General features: G+C 70.2%; 18 protein-coding genes. 7 read left to right on the plus strand and 11 right to left on the minus strand.

The window, feature by feature from the left end; all coding sequences use genetic code 11:
- Positions 1–189 precede the first annotated feature (189 nt).
- From ABD352_RS11215 to ABD352_RS11230, 4 genes are read left to right on the plus strand one after another with little or no spacing between them, the layout of a single operon-like run.
- Positions 190–1,239, plus strand: coding sequence for an ABC transporter substrate-binding protein (locus tag ABD352_RS11215; protein ID WP_344612218.1), 1,050 nt, complete (start codon positions 190–192; stop codon positions 1,237–1,239).
- Positions 1,236–2,435, plus strand: coding sequence for an ABC transporter ATP-binding protein (locus ABD352_RS11220; RefSeq protein WP_344612219.1), 1,200 nt, complete (start codon positions 1,236–1,238; stop codon positions 2,433–2,435). Before ABD352_RS11215 ends, ABD352_RS11220 begins: the two co-directional genes overlap by 4 nt.
- Positions 2,432–4,165 carry an ABC transporter permease gene (locus tag ABD352_RS11225; RefSeq protein WP_344612220.1) on the plus strand — a complete coding sequence of 578 codons (1,734 nt, stop codon included), beginning with the start codon at positions 2,432–2,434 and terminating at the stop codon, positions 4,163–4,165. The genes ABD352_RS11220 and ABD352_RS11225 overlap by 4 nt, the downstream gene beginning before the upstream one ends.
- A 50-nt stretch (positions 4,166–4,215) precedes the next feature.
- A complete protein-coding gene (locus ABD352_RS11230; protein WP_344612221.1) occupies positions 4,216–5,358 on the plus strand; it encodes an acyl-CoA dehydrogenase family protein in 1,143 nt (380 codons plus the stop codon).
- Between the two features lie 78 nt (positions 5,359–5,436).
- On the opposite strand, the gene ABD352_RS11235 is transcribed toward ABD352_RS11230, so the two are convergent.
- The 7 genes from ABD352_RS11235 to ABD352_RS11265 form a co-directional block, all read right to left on the minus strand.
- On the minus strand, positions 5,437–6,180 hold the full coding sequence (locus ABD352_RS11235; protein ID WP_344612222.1) for an SDR family NAD(P)-dependent oxidoreductase: 744 nt from the start codon (positions 6,178–6,180) through the stop codon (positions 5,437–5,439).
- Positions 6,181–6,182: 2 nt separating this feature from the next.
- Positions 6,183–7,139 (minus strand): electron transfer flavoprotein subunit alpha/FixB family protein, encoded by a 957-nt coding sequence (locus ABD352_RS11240; protein ID WP_344612223.1) that lies wholly within the window; start codon positions 7,137–7,139, stop codon positions 6,183–6,185.
- A gap of 29 nt (positions 7,140–7,168) precedes the next feature.
- The gene (locus ABD352_RS11245; protein ID WP_344612224.1) at positions 7,169–7,957 is read right to left on the minus strand and encodes an electron transfer flavoprotein subunit beta/FixA family protein; all 789 of its coding nucleotides are present in this window, start codon (positions 7,955–7,957) and stop codon (positions 7,169–7,171) included.
- Positions 7,954–10,059, minus strand: coding sequence for an acetate--CoA ligase family protein (locus tag ABD352_RS11250; RefSeq protein ID WP_344612225.1), 2,106 nt, complete (start codon positions 10,057–10,059; stop codon positions 7,954–7,956). The genes ABD352_RS11245 and ABD352_RS11250 overlap by 4 nt, the downstream gene beginning before the upstream one ends.
- Before the next feature lie 32 nt (positions 10,060–10,091).
- Positions 10,092–10,868, minus strand: coding sequence for an enoyl-CoA hydratase/isomerase family protein (locus ABD352_RS11255; RefSeq protein WP_344612226.1), 777 nt, complete (start codon positions 10,866–10,868; stop codon positions 10,092–10,094).
- Positions 10,869–10,918: 50 nt separating this feature from the next.
- Positions 10,919–12,013 carry an NAD(P)H-dependent flavin oxidoreductase gene (locus tag ABD352_RS11260; protein WP_344612227.1) on the minus strand — a complete coding sequence of 365 codons (1,095 nt, stop codon included), beginning with the start codon at positions 12,011–12,013 and terminating at the stop codon, positions 10,919–10,921.
- A 157-nt stretch (positions 12,014–12,170) separates the two neighbouring features.
- Positions 12,171–12,707, minus strand: a complete 537-nt coding sequence (locus ABD352_RS11265; protein ID WP_344612228.1) for a MaoC family dehydratase — start codon at positions 12,705–12,707, stop codon at positions 12,171–12,173.
- Positions 12,708–12,849: 142 nt separating this feature from the next.
- Here ABD352_RS11265 and ABD352_RS11270 point away from each other — a divergent pair, with 142 nt between their 5' ends.
- From ABD352_RS11270 to ABD352_RS11280, 3 genes are all read left to right on the plus strand, one after another.
- Positions 12,850–13,482 carry a nuclear transport factor 2 family protein gene (locus tag ABD352_RS11270; RefSeq protein WP_344612229.1) on the plus strand — a complete coding sequence of 211 codons (633 nt, stop codon included), beginning with the start codon at positions 12,850–12,852 and terminating at the stop codon, positions 13,480–13,482.
- A 2-nt stretch (positions 13,483–13,484) separates the two neighbouring features.
- The gene (locus ABD352_RS11275; protein WP_344612230.1) at positions 13,485–14,285 is read left to right on the plus strand and encodes an HpcH/HpaI aldolase/citrate lyase family protein; all 801 of its coding nucleotides are present in this window, start codon (positions 13,485–13,487) and stop codon (positions 14,283–14,285) included.
- A 137-nt stretch (positions 14,286–14,422) separates the two neighbouring features.
- The gene (locus tag ABD352_RS11280) at positions 14,423–15,202 is read left to right on the plus strand and encodes an IclR family transcriptional regulator (protein ID WP_344612231.1); all 780 of its coding nucleotides are present in this window, start codon (positions 14,423–14,425) and stop codon (positions 15,200–15,202) included.
- 89 nt (positions 15,203–15,291) lie between these two features.
- Here the strand turns inward: ABD352_RS11280 and ABD352_RS11285 are convergent, their stop codons facing one another.
- The 4 genes from ABD352_RS11285 to ABD352_RS11300 all read right to left on the minus strand — a co-directional run bounded on the left by ABD352_RS11285 (position 15,292) and on the right by ABD352_RS11300 (position 19,256).
- The gene (locus ABD352_RS11285) at positions 15,292–16,314 is read right to left on the minus strand and encodes an SMP-30/gluconolactonase/LRE family protein (protein ID WP_344612232.1); all 1,023 of its coding nucleotides are present in this window, start codon (positions 16,312–16,314) and stop codon (positions 15,292–15,294) included.
- Positions 16,315–16,369: 55 nt separating this feature from the next.
- Positions 16,370–17,104 carry an SDR family NAD(P)-dependent oxidoreductase gene (locus ABD352_RS11290; RefSeq protein ID WP_344612233.1) on the minus strand — a complete coding sequence of 245 codons (735 nt, stop codon included), beginning with the start codon at positions 17,102–17,104 and terminating at the stop codon, positions 16,370–16,372.
- 230 nt (positions 17,105–17,334) lie between these two features.
- A complete protein-coding gene (locus tag ABD352_RS11295; RefSeq protein WP_344612234.1) occupies positions 17,335–18,063 on the minus strand; it encodes an enoyl-CoA hydratase/isomerase family protein in 729 nt (242 codons plus the stop codon).
- 41 nt (positions 18,064–18,104) lie between these two features.
- Positions 18,105–19,256 (minus strand): acyl-CoA dehydrogenase family protein, encoded by a 1,152-nt coding sequence (locus ABD352_RS11300; protein ID WP_344612235.1) that lies wholly within the window; start codon positions 19,254–19,256, stop codon positions 18,105–18,107.
- Positions 19,257–19,264 lie beyond the last annotated feature (8 nt).

Below are 19,264 nucleotides of genomic sequence, written 5' to 3' on the forward strand. Positions count from 1 at the left end.
CAGGATCGGCGACCTCGAACCCCGCGCCGGCGGCAACGCCTGCGGCGGGGAAGCGCGCCTACCAGGGCCACCCGCGCTGCGACAGGACCGTTGACACGTGAGTCGCGCCACGCCTAGGGTCGTGAAGTGTGGGACGCATGTCCCTACTTACATACCTCGCGAGTCACACACCCCACGAACGAGGCCATGATGCGTCCGAAGACCTGGTTATTCGCGTCAGCGCTGGCGCTGACTGTGGCGGTCGTCGCTGGTTGTTCGCCCAGTAGCACGACAGACGGCGACCCGTCCGCCCTGACCCCGATCGAGCATGAGTTGCCGGCCAGCGTGCTGGCGCAGGCGAAGACGGAAGGCTCCGTTCTGCTGTACAGCGCGCTGGACGAGACGATCCTGCAGCGCGTCAAGAAGGACTTCGGTGCCCGCTACGGGATCGGGCTCACCTGGGTGCGCGGTCCGAGCGCGACGATCACCCAGCGGTTCCTGAGCGAACTGCAGGCGGGCACCCCGACGGCGGACGTCGTGGACGTGGCCGCGGATGCGTTCTTCCAGTCCGAGATGTCCAAGAACACCTTCGTCTCGCTGGACGCGGCATCCTTCCCCGCAATGGCGGGCTATCCCGAGGATGCCTTCGTCTTCAACTCCTTCAGGGTCCAGATCAATCCGTACGAGATCGCGTACAACACGGATCGCGTGCAGGACACGAACGCACCCCGGACCTACGAGGACCTCACCAAGCCGCAGTTCAAGGGCCTGCTCGGACAGCCGACGTGGACGGCGTCGATCTCGTACCCCAGGGTCCTGGACTTCTTCGCCCGGCAGTACGGCGATCGGTACCTCACCGACTTCGTCGCCCAGCAGCCGAAGCAGTACGACAGCGTGGTACCCGCGATGCAGGCCCTGGCCGCTGGGGAGATCGGCGTCTACCCGCTGGCGACACCGAGTTATCTTCAGCCCCTGCTGGACCAAGGCGCACCGCTCAAGGCCGTCATGCCCGCGGTGACGACGGGGTACTCGGAGAACGTCGCGATCCCGGCGAAGGCTCCCCATCCAACGGCGGCCCGCGTGTTCATGAACTACGCGATGAGCGCCGAAGGGCAGAAGATCATCCAGGGGGCGACCGGTGTCTCGATGCTCCCGGGTGCCAGCGAGCTGAAGCTGCCCAGCGCATATGTCGCCCCGCCCGTGTCGGTTGATGCCGCCCGGACGAAGGCACTTTACCAACTCGTCGGGGCTGCCTCGTGAGCTCGCCGGCCGAGGCGCAGGGTGCTCAGGCGGCCGGCCGGGACGCCCCGAACGACACGGAACCTGAGCGACTGATCGACGTGAGCGACCTGCGCAAGGCGTTCCGGCGCCGGCACGGCGGCGAGCAGGTCGTGGCCGTTGCCGGCGTCGACCTGCACGTCACGGCAGGAGAGTTCTTCGTCCTGCTGGGGCCGAGCGGCTGCGGGAAGACGACCCTGCTGCGGTGTCTCGGCGGGCTCGAAGACCCGGACCAGGGCCTCGTCACGCTGGCCGGGCGCACCGTGTACTCGTCGGCCGGCGGGATCAACCTGCCGCCCGAGAAGCGGCGGGCGTCGATGCTGTTCCAGTCGTACGCCCTGTGGCCGCACATGAGCGTCTTCGACAACGTGGCATACCCACTCAGATCGCTGAAGGTCGCGAAGGCCGAGCTCAGGCAGCGGGTCACAGCCGCACTGGAGACCGTGCAGTGCGACAGCCTGGCGCAACAGTATCCGAGCGAGATCAGCGGCGGGCAGCAGCAGCGGGTGGCGCTGGCTCGCGCGTTGGTGGCGAACCACAAGGTGGTGCTCTTCGACGAGCCGCTGTCGAACGTGGACGCCAAGGTCCGGGCCCAGCTGCGCCAGGAGCTTCGCGAGATCCAGCGCCGCGTGGGGTTCGCTGCCGTGTACGTGACGCACGACCAGGACGAGGCGCTGGAACTGGCTGACCGCATCGCCGTGCTGCGGGAAGGCCGCATCGAGCAGCTCGGCACGGGCCGGGAGGTGTACCAGCGGCCGCGCTCGCCGTACGTCGCGCGCTTTCTGGGCAGTGTCAACGAGCTGGAGGCGACGGTGGCCGCGGTCGACGGCGACGGGATCGTGGCCAAGGGTGCGAATGGCTGGCGCATCCAGGGGACGTGGCGGTCCTCGACCCCGCCTACCGTCGGGCGGCGGGCCACCGTGATGTTCCGGCCCGAATGGTGCGACATCGTCGTTGGTCGCGAGACGTCGTCCGTCCCGGCCGGCAACGCTTGGGACGTCGAGGTTTGCGACAACATCTTCCTGGGCGAGCACACGCAGTGGGTCGTCACCGACGGTGCCGAGCGCTTCGTGGCCATCGAGACCGCCGCCACGAGGGACTTGCCCGTCGGCGCCGACGCCGTACTGATGGTCGACCCGGAGCGGGTCATGATGTTCTGCGCCGAGGAGCCGTCGTGACGCAGGCCGCGCAACTTGACCGGCGCCCCGCAGCGGAAACGGGCAAGCGTCGCGGTCGTCGCTCGCGACTGGCGGTGGCGTCCGCCATTCTTGGATCGGCAGTCGTGCTCAGTCTCGCCTTCCCGCTGTGGCGGCTTGCCGGCGTCCTCGTGACCGGCGACAAGGCGGCCGCGAGTCCGGTCAGGGAGGCACTGCAGCTTCCCGGGCTGACGGACGTGCTGCGGAACACCGCCGTCCTGGTCGCGCTCGGCGGGCTCGGCGCGATGCTCGTCGGCTCGACGCTGGCCTGGCTGAACGAACGCACCGACGCCCACCTGGGCTGGTTCTCGACCATCCTGCCGGTCCTTGGCCTGCTCGTCCCCCCGGTCGCTGCCGCGATCGGATGGGTGATGCTGCTGTCGCCCCGGGCCGGCCTGCTGAACGCGGCGATCCGCGGTGCCTTCGGCTCGACGGACGGAGAGGGTCCGCTCAACATCTTCAGCTGGCCCGGCCTGGTGTTCCTGTACGTGCTTGAGCTCACGCCGTTCGTCTACGTCGTCATGAGCGCCGCGCTCAGGAACATCGACTCGGCCCTGGAGGAGGCCTCCAGGATGTCCGGCGCCGGCCCCTTCCAGACCTTGTGGCGAGTGACGCTGCCGGCCATCCGTCCGGCCCTGGCAGCCAGCGGGCTGCTGGTGACCACCATGGGGCTGGCCATGTTCTCCGTGCCGTCGATCATCGGGGGCGGTGCGCGGGTCCCGGTGTTGTCGACGGAGATCCTGCACCTGCTGCGCAACCAGTACCCGCCCCGAACGAGCCTGGCCGTCGTCCTGAGCTGCATCATGCTCTTCGTCATCGTTGTTGCCTGGGGTCTGCAGTCATGGATCGCCAGGACCTCCCGCACGGCGGCCATCGGTGGAAAGGGCGTCGGCGCGAACCGGGTGGTGCTCGGCCGATGGCGCCTGCCCGCGCGGGTGATGATCGCGGCCTTCATCCTCCTGACGACGGCGCTGCCGGTACTGGCCCTGGCCATGGTCTCGCTGCAGCGGTTCTGGTCGGCCCACTACCGGTTCGACCGTCTCACGTCGTACAACTTCCAGGCGGTTCTGGTCGGCAACGCGACCACGCAGAGCGCCATCCTGAACAGTCTCGTGCTCGGTCTGCTCACGGCCACCGTCGCGATGGCGATCGCCTGGGTACTCGCGTTCAGCAACAGCCAGCGGGCATCGGTGTTCAGCCGGGCGATCGACAGCGTCGTCAAGCTCCCAGCCGGGATCTCGCACCTCGTCCTGGGCGTGTCGCTCCTGCTGGCGTACGGCGGCGCTCCGTTCCACCTCGGAGGCTCGCTGGCGATCCTGCTCCTGGCCTATGTGCTCGCCTACCTCCCCCAAGGCTCTATCGCCTCCGGATCCGCCGTCTCGCAGGTTCATCCCTCGCTCCTGGAGGCCTCCCGGGTCTCCGGTGCCGGCGAGTGGCGATCGCTCCGCACGGTCGCCGTACCGCTGATGCTGCCCTCCATCGCGGCCGGGTGGGCCATGATGTTCGTCTTCGCGTTCGGTGACCTCACGCTGTCCGTGCTCCTGTCGAGCCCGCGCAGCCCAACCGCCGGCTACATGCTGCTCAATCTGTACGACGCCGGCACGTTCCCGCTCATCGCGGCGTTGGGACTCACGCTCACGGCGGTGTGCGCGCTGGTAGTGACGGCGGTGCTGCGGCTTTCCCGTACCCGCTACGCGCGGGGTCGCGGTTGAGCACCGCGGCACGGCCCACACGAGACCGGGATTCGACGAAGGAGAGTGCCTTGCCGCCGAACGACGAGGAGTACGACGCGTTCCGGGACTCGCTGAGGTCATTCGTGCGTCAGCGGGTCACGCGCGATGTCATCGACCGCTGCGAGTCCGAGCGCACCCCGCCGCGCGAGCTGCTCCGCGAGGTTGCTCGTCAGGGCTGGCTGGCCGTCGGCATACCGGAGGAGTACGGCGGCGCCCAGGACTACGTCGCTACCGCGATCCTCCTCGAGGAGCTTTCCCGCGGGTACCTGGCGCTCGGCGACCTCGCCTACCGTGTGCTGGTCCATGGGGCGCGCAACATCATCGCCCACGGGTCCGAGCAGATGAAGCGTGATCTCCTTCCGAAGATCCTCGACGGTGATCTCCTCTTCGTGAACGGCATCACTGAGCCGGAGGCCGGGGCCGACGCCGCGAGCATCCGGACCCACGCGGTGCTCGACGGCGACTCCCTGGTGATCAACGGTCACAAGATCTGGAACACCGGCATGGGTCTGAGCGACTACGTCATCTGCTACGCCCGAACCGACCAAAGCCGGCCACGGCATCGCGGGATCAGTGCCATCCTGGTGCCCACCAACGCCTCTGGCCTGCACATGCGGCCGCTCGACGGGGTGGGCTACCGGGCGATGCCGTCCTACGAGGTGTGGTACGAGGACGTCACGGTTCCCGCGTCCAACGTGCTCGGCGAATGGAACGCCGGCTGGGGCGTCATGATGAGCCATCTCGAGTTCGAGCGGCTGGGAATGTGCGCCATAGCCACGGGATGCTGTCAGAACATCCTGGACGAAGTCGTCGGGTACGCCCGGACCCGGCGGCAGTTCGGTGCGCCCATCGGCAGTTTCCAAGCGGTTTCCCACATGGTCGCCGACATCCAGATCGCGTCCTACACCAACCGCGTCCTCACGCTCGACTACGCCCGTCGCCTCAACGCGGGGGTCACGACCCGGCGCGACACCGCCTCGTTGAAGGTCCACTGCACCGAGAGCTATCAGAAGGCCGCCGACCTCGGCGTGCAGATCTTCGGCGCCTACGGATATGCGGTGGAGTCCACCGTCAACCGGCACTGGCGGGACTCCCGCCTCTTCACGATCGGTGGCGGATCGACGCAGATACAGAAGAACATCATCGCCAAGTCGTTCGACCTTGCCGGATAGAGGCGGGACGCTCGTCCCGAGCGTGCTTCGCACCGGACCCGGCCGGGCTGGGTCCGGTGCGCCCCGGGGGGTGACGCGTCAGGCCGCGGTCCAGCCTCCGTCAACGACGAGGTCGATGCCGGTGATGAAGCTCGCCCGGTCCGAGGCGAGGAAGACGGCGGCGGAGGCGATCTCCTCCGGCTGGGCCATCCGCCCGATCGGCTGCCGCGTCGCCATCCGGCGGCGGGTGGCCTCGGGATCGGCCGACGACGCGATCACGTCGGCGACCATCGGCGAGTCGGTGCTGCCGGGGTGGACGCAGTTGCAGCGCACACCCTGGGCCGCATACTGCACCGCGACCTGCCGGGACAGCGCGGACACCGCGCCCTTGCTGGCGCTGTAGGCGGCCCGGTCGGGCGTACCCATGATCGCGGCGGTGGAGCCGGTGTTCACGATCGCGCCCCGCCCGGCCTTGACCATGTGCGGCAGGACGGCCTTGATGCCGTTGTAGACGCCCCGCCCGTTGACCGCCATCAGCCGGTCGAACTCCTCCACGGTGGAACGCGTGACGTCCGTGAAGGCGTTGACGGCGGCGTTGTTGAACATCGCGTCGATGCGTCCGGTCCGGGCCACGGTCCAGTCGACCAGCCGCTCGACCTCGTCGAACGAGGCCACGTCGACGCGTCGGCCGATCGCTGCGGCGGGTGCTCCGCCGGGGTCGCGGTCGGCCACGATCACCACGGCGCCGCCGTCGAGCAGCAGCCGTGCGATGGCGGCGCCGATACCCGATGCGCCGCCGGTGACGATCGCGGTCTGGCCGGCGAAGTCGAACGTGGTGGCCATCCTCAGCCCTTCACCTTCGCGACCGCGGCGGTCGCGGGCGGCAGGACGGCGAAGAGGTCGCCGACGATCCCGAGGTCCACGTACTCGAAGATGGGCGCCTCGGCATCGGTGTTGACCGCGACGATCGTCTTCGAGGTCTGCATACCGGCCCGGTGCTGGATGGCGCCGGAGATGCCGCAGGCGACGTACAGCCGCGGGGAGACCGTCTTGCCGGTCTGGCCGATCTGGTTGCTGTGCGGGTACCAGCCGGCGTCCACGGCGGCCCGCGACGCGCCCACCGCGGCCCCCAGGACGTCGGCGAGGGCCTCCACGGCGGCGAAGTCGCCGTTGGTGCCCCGTCCGCCGGCGACCACGATCTCGGCCTCGGTGACGTCGGGGCGCGCGCTGGTCGCCTTGGGCTGCGAGCCGGTGATCCGCACGGCCGTCGCGGCCTCGCTCAGCTGCACCTCGACCGGCTCGACGGTGCCCTGGCCGGGCACCGGATCGATCTGCACGGAGTTCGGCTTCACCGTGACCACCGCCGTAGGTGCCTCGATCGTGGAGGTGACGATGAAGGTCCCGGCGAAGACCGACTGCGTGGTGTCGATGCCGTCGGTGCCGGCGGCGACGTCGACGGCGTCGGTGACGAGCCCGGAGCCGGTGCGGACCGCGAGCCGGGCCGCGATCTCCTTGGTGGCCGGGCCGCTGGCGAACAGCACGGCCACGGGTGCGATCCGCTCGACGAGCGAGGCGAGCAGCTCGGCCTGCGCGGCCACCAGACAGGTCTGCAGCCGCGGGTCGGCGCAGGCGTAGATCTTCTCCGCGCCGTGGCCGGCCAGGTCCTCGCGGACGGCGTCCACCCCGGGTCCGATGTAGACGGCCGACGGCGATCCGAGGCGCCGGGCGATCGTCAGCAGCTCGGCGGTGACCTTGCGCAGCCGGCCGTCGACGTGATCGACCAGAACCAGCACTTCCGACATGGTGGTTTGTCTCCTTCGTCCGGTGCGGGTCAGATGAAGTGTCCGTCGGTCAGGAACCGGGCGAGCGTCGCACCGGCCTGGCCCTCGTCGGCAACGATCGTGGCGCGCCCTCGCGGCGGGCGCCGGACGACGGACCGGACCCGGGCCCGGGTCGCGCCCAGGCCCACGGAGGACCGGTCGATGCCGAGGTCGGCCAGGGTCCAGACGTCGACCGGCTTTCGCTTGGCGGCCATGATGTCCTTGAACGAGGGGTACCTCGGTTCGTTGATCTGGTCGGTGACGGACACGACGGCGGGCAGGTTCGCCTCGATCGTGTCGGAGGCGGTGTCGCTGTCCCGGCGGGCGATCAGCCGGGTCCCTTCGATCGTCAGCCGCGACACGAAGGTGACCTGGGGGACGCCGAGCCGTTCGGCCACCATGGCCGGCACGACTCCCATGACGCCGTCGGTGGACGACATGCCCATGAGCACCAGGTCGGGCAGTGCGTCGCCGCCGGCCTTACGGACGGCGGCGGCGAGCACCAGCGAGGTGGCCAGCGCGTCGGATCCGTGGATGTCGTCGTCGCAGACGTGCACCGCCCGGTGGGCGCCCATCTGCAGTGCCCGGCGCACGGCCTCGACGGCGGGTCCGGGCCCGACGGTGACGACGACGACGCCACCGTCGGGCCCGGCACGGCGCAGGCCCTCCTCGACCGCGTACTCGTCGGTCTCGGAGAGACGGCCCTCGACCCCCAGCCGGTCCGTGGTGCTGTCGGTGTCGTTGAAGCCGCGCGCCGACTGGGCGTCCGGCACGTACTTGACACACACGACGACGTTCATCTCGTCTCCGCCTTCCGTGCTGTCCACAGGTCGTCGATGATCCAGGCGTCGTCCTGGTAGAGCACGACGGGATTGCACTCGACCTCGGCGACGATCGACCGGACGCCGGCAAGCATCTCGGAGAACCGGGCGACCACGCAGGCGAGCCGCTCACTGTTCCAGCGCCCGCCCTTGAGCGCCCGGCGCAGGCCGCCGTTGGCGAGGATCAGCCGGTGCGCATCGTCACGGGTCAGCGGGGCCAGGGCGCTGGACAGGTCGGCGATGGCCTCGACCAGCCCGCCGCCGAGGCCGACGCTGACGACCGGGCCGAACGTGTCGTCGACCCGGCCGCCGAGGAAGACCTCGAGGCCACCGGCCGGCAACAGCCGCTGGACCTCCACGCGGATGGGTCCGAGTGCCGCGAGGGTGCCGGCCAGGCGGTCGTAGTTGTGCTGGAGCCGGGCGAACGCATCGGACGCGGCCTGCGGCGATCCGACGCCGAGTTCGACCAGTCCGAGCTTGGCCTTGTGGGCGATTTCCTCGTGCGCCACCTTCATCGCGACGGGGAAACCCATGCCCTCGGCGGCCCGGACCGCCTCCTGGGCGGTGCTCACGTAGGCGTAGGGGACGTAGGGCAGGTCCCAGTCGCGCAGGATGCTTCGCCGCGACGGAACGTCGTCGGGCAGCGCCGCGGGCGGGGCGGCCGGCGGCGCGGTTCCGGCCTCCGCCGCCCGCGGCCGCTCGCCGGCCTGGGCCACGCTCACCAGCGCGCGGGCCAGGGGCTCGATGGCCTCGTACACCGCGATGCCGGCCCGTTCGAAGTAGCCGTAGCCGTCGCCCGGGGTCCGGCCGGACGCGGCGTACACGGAGATGCGCACGCCGCGCTCGGCGGCGAAGGCCCGGCACTCCTGCGACCAGTCCGGCCAGGTGGCGTCGGGCATGAGGCCGAGGGAGAAGACGACGTCACCCGCCCCGGTGCCGTCGTGCAGCACGTCCAGGACCTGCCGCAGCATGCCGGGGGTGTCCACGGCCAGCCCGGTGAGGTCGAACGGGTTCGTCGGGCTGGAGATCGGCACGACCTCCTTGAGCCGCTCGACCGTAGGGGCGGACAGCGGGACGAAGGTGCCACCGGCTCGGTCCACCGCGTCGGCCATCAGGCCGTTCAGGCCACCCGACATGGACAGCCCGACGACGCCGGTGGAGCCGCGCCGCCCGGTGGCGGCGAGCCGGGTGAGCGCGACAAGCTCCTCCAGGCCCTGCGCCACGGCGATGCCGTAGTCGCGCGCCGCGGCCAGGAAGGCGGTGTGCGAGCCGACGAGGGCACCGGTGTGTCCGAAGGCGACCTCTGCGGCGCCGTCGGAGGCGCCGGCCTTCAGCGCGACGATGGACTTGCCGGCGGCCCGCAGCGCCTCGCAGGCCCGGCGGAAGATCTCGCCGTCGCGGACCTGTTCCAGGTACAGCACGACCGTGTCGGTCTCGGCGTCGGCCGCCAGGTAGTGCATGTAGTCGGCGGCCTGCAGCACCGCCTCGTTACCGGCGCTCACGACGTAGCCGAAGCCGAGCCCGCTGCCGCGCAGCCGGGCCATGATCGCGCCGGTCACGGTGCCGCTGTGCGAGACGATACTGATGCCTCCGGTCGGTACCTTCTGGTCGGCCTCCAGGAGGGGGTGGAAGCCGAGCATCATCCCGGAGCGGAAGTTGAGCAGGCCGTTGGTGTTGGGACCGCAGACGGCGACGCCGTGGTCCCGCGCGGCCGCCACGAGGTCGTCCTGCCGGGCCTGGCCTTCGGGTCCGGCCTCGCCGAACCCGCCACCGCAGACCACGGCGCCGGCGACGCCGAAGCTGCCGAGTTCCCGTACGGTCCCGGCCGCCGCGTCCGCGCGGCGCAGGATCATGGCTGTGTCGACGACCTCGGGCAGCGCGTCCAGCGACGGGTAGCACTGCAGGCCGGATATCTCGTCGTAGCTCGGGTTGACCGGGTAGATCCGGCCGCCGAATCCATACTTCTGCATGTTCGCGATGGGCTTGCTGGCCAGCTTCGCGTGGTCCCGCGGGGGCACCGCGCCGATGACCGCCACCGACCGCGCGTTCAGCAAGGGCCGCAGCCTCAGTTCGTCAGGCACAGGTCCGCCTTCTGCTCGCAACGCACCGGACCTCAGCCCCGGGCCCAGACCGCCGGCCGTCCCTCGGCGTACGAGCGGGGCCCTTCCAGCGCGTCCGTGCTCTGGTACACGATCTCCTCGAAGAGCGCGTCGGAGACCTGCCACGCCGGGTAGGTGACCTGCCCGGTACTCGTGTCGAGCATGCGCTTCGTGGCGCGCAGCGTGAGGGGCGCACCCTTGCGGATCTCGGCGGCCCACTCGAGCGCGGTCGACAGAGCCTCGCCGCGCGGGACCACGACGTTGGCCAGCCCGATCTCGTAGGCCCGCTGGGCGTCGATCCGCTTGCCCATCATGGCCAGCTCGGCCCAGACGTTCTTCGGGATCTTCCACATCAGCGGCACGGACCACGGCGCGCCACGGCCCCAACGGGCCTCGGGCATGCCGAACTCGGCGTTCTCCGCGGCGATCAGGATGTCGCACATCTGGGCGAGGAGCAGGCCGCCGCCCAGCGCGTAGCCGTTGACGGCCGCGATGACCGGCTTGTCGCAGCGGATGTTGCGCCCGAGCTGGGGCATGTAGGCGCGCACGTCGGGCACCGCCATCCCGGTCTCGGTCATCTCCTTGAGGTCCGCGCCGGCGCAGAAGGACTTGTCCCCGGCGCCGGTGACGACGATGACCTCAACCTCCGGGTCCGCCTCGGCGTCGCGGAAGGTGCGCCAGAGCCCGTCGCGGATGCCCTGGCTGAGCGCGTTGAGCCGCTCCTCGTACTTGAGCGTGATGATGCCGACGTGCTCCTCGACGGCAAGGTCGACAGTTCCGTTGTCGGGCATTGCTGAGGTCCTCTCGGTTCGGTCTGCGGGGGTGAAGATCTGCGGTGTGGTCAGCGCAGGTCGGCGAAGGCCGCCTCGACGCGGTCGGCGGCGGCGATCGAGTCGGACATCATGTCCAGCACGACGTCCTTGACCGAGCGGATGGCGGTGAGGTCGCCCACGATCTGGCCGACCGGAGTGCCCATCATGTTCTCCTGGCCGCGCTTGAGCATCCCGGCCTGCGCGCCCTTGACCAGTACGCCCTGCAGCGGCGGCAGCAGCGGCGAGGGCGCACCCTCCTCCTCCCACGCGTCCACCCACGGCGTGCGCAGCTGCCGCGCCATCCGCCCGCTGAGGGAGCGGCTGCGGATGGTGTCGGAGGTCCTGGCGGCGACGAGCTTCTTCTTGAGTTCCTCGGGCAGGTCGCTCTCGACGGTGACGAGCCACGCGGAGCCCATCCACACGCCCGCGGCGCCCAGCGCGAGCGCGGCGGTGACCTGCTTGCCCGTGCCGATGCCGCCGGCGGCGAGCACGGGGACGCCCTTGGCGGCGTTGACCACCGCCGGAGTGAGGACCAGCGAGGCGATCTCGCCGGTGTGGCCGCCCGCCTCGGTCCCGGTCGCCACGATGATGTCGACGCCGGCGTCAAGGTGGCGCTGGACGTGCTTCGGGTCGCCCACCTGGCCGCAGACCTTGACGCCGCGGCGGTGCAACTCGTCGACGGCGTCCCTGGGCGGGGCCCCGATCGCCGATGACACGAGCGACACCGGGTGGCGCATCGTCACCTCGAGCATGGCCAGCGCGTGCTCGCGGGTCAGCGGGAAGGCGTTGACCACGCCCTGGGTGGGCTCCACGTGCTTGAGGTCGTCCTCGATCGGGATGTCGAAGCGATCGGCCAACCCGCGCACGTAGTGCCAGTAGCGGTCGGGGATCTTCTCCGCCAGCGAGTCCGGGTCGTTCGCGCCGTCGTCGTCGGCCTTCGGGGTGGGAAAGATGATGGTGACGCCGTAAGGCCGGCCGTCGAGCGCCTCGTCGATCTTCGTCAGCTCGATGTCGAACTGCTCGGGCGAGTAGCGGGCCGTCCCGAGCACGCCCAGGCCTCCGGCCTTCGACAGGGCGATGACGACGTCCCGGCAGTGCGAGAAGCCGCACACCGGAAAGTCCAATCCGAACATCCTTACCAGTTCTGTCTGCATCGAGCGCGACCCCACCTCAGAAGCGATCCGTCGTGGCATGGCGTGTCCCGCGTATTGCGGGACACGCGTCCCACTTTCGTGTGCCCGGCGACGCTTTGTCAACCCCCTTCCGGGCCGGCGGGCGCCGTCAGCGCGCCGGGAGGGTCAGAGGTCCGGATTTCGCCTCGGGGAAGTAGTTCTGCCCGATGCCGGTGGCACGACTGGGGACCATGACCGAGCGCGTCCACGAGACGACCTCGTCGCCGTTCTGGTTGAGTCCGCGCGTGAAGACGGTCACGATCCCCAGGCCCGGACGCGACGCGCTGGGCCGGACGTCGAGGCAGATACTCTCCGCGTAGATGGTGTCGCCGACGTACACCGGGTGGGTCAGTCTGATGTCCGTCCAGCCGAGGTTCGCAACCGCGTTCTGGCTGGTGTCGATGACCGACAGGCCCAGGACGAGGGCGACGGTCAGCCCGGAGTTGACGATGATCCTGCCCGCCGAAATGGGGTTCGACCGGGCCAGGTGGGCATTGAAGTGGTTCTGGTTGGTGTTGCAGGTCAGCTGGCTCAGCCAGGTGCAGTCGGCCTCGCTGATCGTGCGACCGAACGGGTGCTGATAGGTGTCGCCGATCCGGTAGTCCTCGAGGAACCGGCCCAGCTCGGCCTTGTGGTGCACCGCCATGCTCACGCCTCTCTCTGCGCGTATCCTTGAGTGGGACAACCGTCCCATCTGTGGGTTAGGATGCGCGCATGCGCGGCGATGCGCAACGCACGCGACGCGGGCCGTGGGGCTCTCGCGGTGCGAGGCGGAGGAGGTCTATCGCATGAACAACATTCCGGACGGCACCGTGCGGCGACTGGCCGACCGGGCGGAGATCGCCGACTGCCTCGGCCGCTACGCCCGAGGGATGGACCGTCTCGATCGCGATCTGGTGCTGTCGGCGTATCATCCCGACGCTGTCGACGACCACGGCAAGTTCGTCGGCAGCCCGGCCGAGTTCGTGCGATGGTCCTTCGCGATGCACCGGCAACACCATCACAGCCACCTGCACGCGATCCTGCACCACAGCTGCGAGCTCGACGGCGACACCGCCCACACCGAGGCGTACTTCATGTTCTTGTCGATGAACAGGACCGGCGCCCCGTGGTCGGCCAGCGCCGGGCGCTACATCGACCGGTTCGAACGCCGCGACGGCCGCTGGGCCATCGCGCACCGGCTCTGCGTGCGGGACTGGGCCGCCACCGACGGCCCGCACGAACCAGCCGATCCGACGACGCTGACATCGACCTCGGGATCGCTGTCCGACGCGCAACGCATGCTCATGCGCTCGGCGCCACCGGCGGCCCGCGACCGCAGCGACCCGTCGTACCGGCGGCCACTGGTCGCCGACCCGCAGCGGCTGCTGAGATCCCAGGCCCTGCTCGGGGACGCGGCAACCCGAGGGGAGGAAGGGTGAAGATGGGTCCCTCTGTGCTGTTCTGCCCTGGCGACCGGCCCGACCGGTACGGCAAGGCGCTGGAGCGCGCCGACACCGTCGTGCTCGACCTGGAGGACGCGGTTGCACCCGAGGCCAAGGCACACGCCCGCGGCGCCGTCGTCGCGGCGCTGCCCGGCCTGCCTGCCGACCGGGTGGTTGTACGGATCAACGGCACCGACACCCCGTGGCACGGCGCGGATTTCGCGGCGCTGCGCGAGGTGTGGCAGGGTCCGCTCATGCTGCCGAAGTGCGACGGCGCGGCGGCGGTCAGCGCGCTGATGCCGGCGCCGGTGTTCGCGCTGATCGAGAATGCCGCCGGCGTCCTGAACGCCGATCCCATCGCCGCGGCGGACAACTGCTGCGGGCTCATGTGGGGCAGCGAGGACCTGACCGCGTCGCTCGGCGGCACGAGCAGCCGGGAGCCGGGCGGGGCGTTCACCGGGGTGAGCCAGCACGCCCGCCACCACACGCTCCTGGCCGCCCGGCGGCACGGCCGGATCGCCATCGACACCGTCCACGTGGACTTCGACGACGAAGACGGGCTGCGGGCCGAGGCCGAGTCGGCGGCCCGCATGGGCTTCGACGCCAAAGCGTGCATCCACCCCCGCCAGGCCGACGTCGTGCGGGCCGCGTTCCGGCCGAGCCCGCAGCAGTTGGCGTGGGCCAGGGACATCCTCGAGGCCGCGCGGCGGCACGGTGGCGTCTTCCGCCAGGGTGGAACCATGATCGACGCGCCGCTCGTCGCCCACGCGCGGGCGATCCTGGCGCGCGGGTCGAGCTGACGCGCCGTGCCTGGGTCCTGCCACCGCATGCACTACACGGACCTCAGGGCCGTCCGATGACTAGTATGGGGCCCCTGGCAGAACCTGGGACAGCCCGCACACAGCCGCCGCTACCGATGACCAACCGGAGGATGACGATGTCCCCCACCACCACAGACAGCGCGCGATCGCGCGGGGTTGTGCGACGGATCGTGCAGGTGATGAACGCGTTCACGGAGCAGCCGCAATGGGGCGTCCGCGAGCTCGCCGCGCGCCTGGAGGTCCCCAAGTCGGGGCTGCACCGCACGCTGCAGGAGATGGCGGTCGAGCACCTGCTCAGCAGCGCCGAGGACGGCTCCTACGTGGCCAGCGCGGAACTGTTGCGATTGGCCTCGGGTCTCGTCCAGTCCGCCGACCTGACCCGGATCGCCCACCCGCACATGCTCGCGGCGCGTGACGCGACCCACGAGACCACGCTGCTGGTGGCTTACGACGACAACCGGCGGCAGATCATCGCACTGGACGCCGTCGCGTCCGACCACCCCATCCAGTTCGTCTGGGCGGCGCTGCGCGAGTGGACCGACCTGCACCTGTCGGCCAGCGGCAAGGCGATCCTCGCCTCGCTGCCCCCCACCGACCTGGTCAACTACTTCGCCACACCGCGCGTGGACGTCAAGGGCCGGCCGGTCACCCTGCGCTCGATGGAGCGGGAGCTGCGCCGCATCCGCGACACCGGGTGGGCCATCACCCACGGCGACCGCATTCCCGGCACCACTGGCGTCTGCTCGCCGATCCTCAACGGCCGCGACCGCGTCGTGGGCGGGATCGTCATCGCCTGGCCGAACCGTCAGACGTCGGTCGACGAGGAGTTCATCGGCCGCACCTGCATGGAGGCCGCGAGGGCGACCTCGGTCGGCCTGGGCTGGCTGCGCGGCTGACCGGGCCGGGGGAATCCGGGCGGCCGCGACCGTGCGGCCGCCCGCACGTGGGATCGTCCATCGTGCCGGGCGGCCGCCGGGTCTGTGTGTCAGGCGGACGCGAAGCGAGCGATCCCCGCGGCGCGGGCCGACGACACCCAGATCTCGTCGCCGACGGCCAGCCCGGTGGTGCCGAGCCCGAAGGTGTCGGTGCCGTAGACGACGGCCTCCGTCACATCGAAGGTGTCCGGATCGATGCGCAGGACCTTGCAGGGGAAGAAGCAGCTGTCCTTCGTGCCGAAGCAGGTGAAGATCTGCGTCGGGGTGGTGTCGAATGCGCCGGCGGCGAGGATCGCGCCATCCGGGGCCCAGGTGAGGTTGTCGACCAGGATGTCCAGCTGCACCCGGTCCACCTGGACCGCACCGCCGGGACCGCCGTCGCGGATGATGCGCACGACGTCCTTGTTCCGCCAGCCGCCGATGAAGACTCGCCGCCCGTCCTTGCTCGCGACGATGCCGTTCGCGCCCGGCATCCGGCTGCCCTGGACGTCGGTGAAGCCCGATCCCGGGTGCCACTCGACGGCCCCGATGGTCTCAGCCCCGTCGAACATCCTGGCCATGCCGGCCTGCAACCCCTCGGTGTCCGGGTCCGCCGTGTTGCTCACGATGAAGCCGCCGTCGGCCAGCGGCGCCACGTCGTTGGGCCAGGTGCCCCGCGGCAGGACCACCCCGCCGCGCCAGACGAGCGTGGGCGTCACGCCGCTGACGTCGAGGTCGAACACCTCCACCGACTCCCGGCCGCCGTGGTTGACGACGTAGAGGGAGTAGCGCCCGTCCTCGTGCCGCAGGACGTCCAGGCCGTGCGGTTCGAAGACGAGCGGGTCGAGCGCGTCGGGCGCCGCGCCGTAGGTCGCGGCGTCGTGCCGCGAGCCGACCCGGTGCGGATAGATCTCCTGGCACGCACCGTCACGGGTGTCCACCGCGTACAGCCGGCCGTACGGGACGCTGGCGCTCATCATGCCGCTCGTGATGACCCACGGCGTGTCCGGCACGGTGACGATCTTCTCGGCGTTCACCGGGCCGCGGATCACGCCCCTGAGGGCGCCCACCGGTTGCAGGGAGAGTTCGGTCATGCTGTATGTCCTCCTTGGCGCTTCGGGGTGTCTTCAGGTGCCGCCTGGCGGCGGGTCAGTCGATCACCAGGCCGCCGTCGACGTTCCACGACTGCCCGGTGATCACGGAGGCCTGATCGGAGAGTAGGAAGGCCGCGACCGCGGCGATGTGCTCCGGCCGGCACGGCCTGCCGAGCGGGATCTCCTCGATGTAGCCGGGGTTGTCGGCCAGCCATTGGGCGTTGAGCGGGGTGATGACGATGCCCGGGCAGATTGCGTTGACCCGGATGTTGTACCGGGCCAGCTGCATCGCGGACGACCGGGTCAGACCGAGGACGCCGCCCTTCGTCGTGGCGTACGCGGCCGAAGACGTGTGGCGGTAGCCCTTGGCCGCCATGGAGGAGATGTTGACGATGGCGCCGCCGCCGTGCTCGCGCATGTGCCGGGCGCCGGCCCGGGTGAAGAGAAACATGCTGCGGACGTTCACCTCGTGGATGCGGTCCCAGTGCTCGTCCTCGATCTCGAAGAAGTCGACGAACCTGGTGATGCCGGCGTTGTTCACGATGCCGTCCAGCCCACCGTGGGCATCGACCGCCCGGGCGACGACGGCCTCGACGTCGGCTCGCTGGGACACGTCCGCCCGGACGAACGTCCCGCCGATGAGCTTCGCGACCTCCTGGCCCTGTTCCTCCTTGAGGTCGGCGATCACGACGTGCGCACCGCGTTCGGCGACGGTCTTGGCGATGGCAGCGCCGATGCCCTGCGCACCACCGGTGACGATGAGGGACTTCCCGGCCAGATCGGTGTTCATACAGACCACTCCGGTGTCATAGGGGTGTGACCTTCAGCCGCGGGACGCGCGGCCGGCCGGGGCCGGCACTTGATGACACGGCGGTTCCGGACGGGGCGCATCGCCAGACGTGGTCGGTTGGTGCGGCGGACCACCGGATCGGGTGTCGGGGTGGCCCACGCGACAATGTGGGACTACCGTCCCAGATTATGTGGCCATACTTGTGGAGTCAACGGCTGCAGCCGGCGCGCCTACCTGCCGATGTGCACCGCTAGGCCGGTGAATCCCAGCCCGTGCGCCACGGCCTCCGGAAGATGGCGACGATCCTCGATCCGCAGCGCGGCGCAGGTGTACGCCAGCATCTCCCGCGGCAGCGCCGCCAACGGCTCGGCCAACGCGTGCGCACGGGCCATGACCTCGCCCGGTTCGTGGATCTCGTGCACCATGCCCAGCCGCAGCGCCTCCTCGGCGGCGATCGGGATGCCGGTCAGCAGGTGATAGCTCGCCCGGCTGGGGCCGACCAGGTTCCGCCACACCACCTGCACGCCGTCCCCGGGGACCACGCCCCGGGTGACGTGTGCGTGGTCGGCGAACAGGGCACCCGGCACCGCCAGGACGATGTTCGCGAGCAACGCCAGCTCGGTGTGGATCGTCGCCGGGCCATTCACGACACTGATGAGTGGCACGTCGATGTTCACCAGATCGGCGATCATCCGGCGGCCCTCGAGCCAGATGTCGTGCCACTCGCGCTCCGAACTCGGGGACGTGATCTGGTCGCAGAAGGCGTCGCCGGTCCCGGTCAGGATCACCACCCTGGTCGCCTCGTCGGCGGCCAGCCACGCCCACAGATCGGCCACCTCCTGGTGGGCGCGGCCGTTCCACACCAGCGGACCGTCGTCGGTGTGCAGCGTCAGCTCGGTGACGCCGCCCGAGCGGGCGACCTTGATGTGACGCCATTGCTCCGGCGTCGTGTACGTCATCGGATTCTCACCTCATCGTCCCGGGACGGCGGCCGCGGTCGTCACCGGGACCGTTTCAGCAGGCCACGGGCTATGACCATGGACGGAATGTCATTGGTACCCTCGCCGATGACCATCAGGGGTGCGTCGCGGTACAGCCGTTCCACCTCGTACTCGGTCGAGTAGCCGGCAGCGCCGTGGATACGCATCGACTCCAGTGCGGCCTCGATGGCGACCTCGGAGGCGAAGAGCTTGGCCATGCCCGCCTCCACGTCGCTGCGCGCACCTTGGTCGATCGCCGCGGCGCCCCACCAGGTGAGGAGGCGGGCCGCCTGGATGTTGGTCGCCATGCGGGCCAGCTTCAGCTGTATGGCCTGGAACTGCGCGATCGGCCGCTCGAACGCCTCGCGCTCCTGGGCGTAGGCGATCGCCTTGTCGAAGGCGGCCTGGGCGATGCCCAGGCTGCGCGCCGCGACGTTGATCCGGCCGATCTCCAGCGCGGAGAGCACCTGACCGAGGCCGTTGCCCTCCTCCCCCGACAGCAGGTTTGCGGCCGGCACGCGGACGTTGTCCAGGACCACCTCGCACGTGTCGATCCCGCGGTACCCGAGCTTGCCCAGGTCCCGGGACACGCTCAGCCCCGGCGTGCCGGCGTCGACGAGCAGGATGCTCAGTTCCTTGCTGCCGCGCCGCTGTTCGCCGGTACGCGCCAGGACGGGCAGCGGATCGGCGTACCGCGCGTTGGTGATCCACATCTTCGTGCCGTTGATGACGTAGCTGTCACCGTCGCGCACGGCCCGCGTCGTGATGCCCTGCAGGTCGCTGCCGGCACCGGGCTCGGTCAGGGCGAGTGCGGTGCGCCGCGCGCCGGTGGCGAGATCGGGCAGCAGGCGGGCCTTCTGTTCGTCCGTCCCGTGCTTGGCGATCATGAAACAGGCCAGGGTGTGGCTGCCGAGGGTACCCGCCACGCTCATCCACCCACGGGAGATCTCCTCGAACATGACCGCGAGTCCCACGGCGCCGGTGTCCAGGCCGCCGTACTGCTCCGGGACGGTCACGCCGAAGAGGCCGAGCTCCTTCATCCGTTCCACGATCTGCGTCGGGTAGTGGCCCGACTGCTCATATTCACGCGCGACAGGTGCGATCTCGCGGTCGACGAAGCGACGCAGCGAGTCCCGCCACGCGCTCAGCTCCTCGCTGAGCGTGAAGTCCATTTGCAGCC

The sequence above is a fragment of the Dactylosporangium salmoneum genome (genome assembly GCF_039532525.1).
GTDB classification, from domain to species: Bacteria; Actinomycetota; Actinomycetes; order Mycobacteriales; family Micromonosporaceae; genus Dactylosporangium; species Dactylosporangium salmoneum.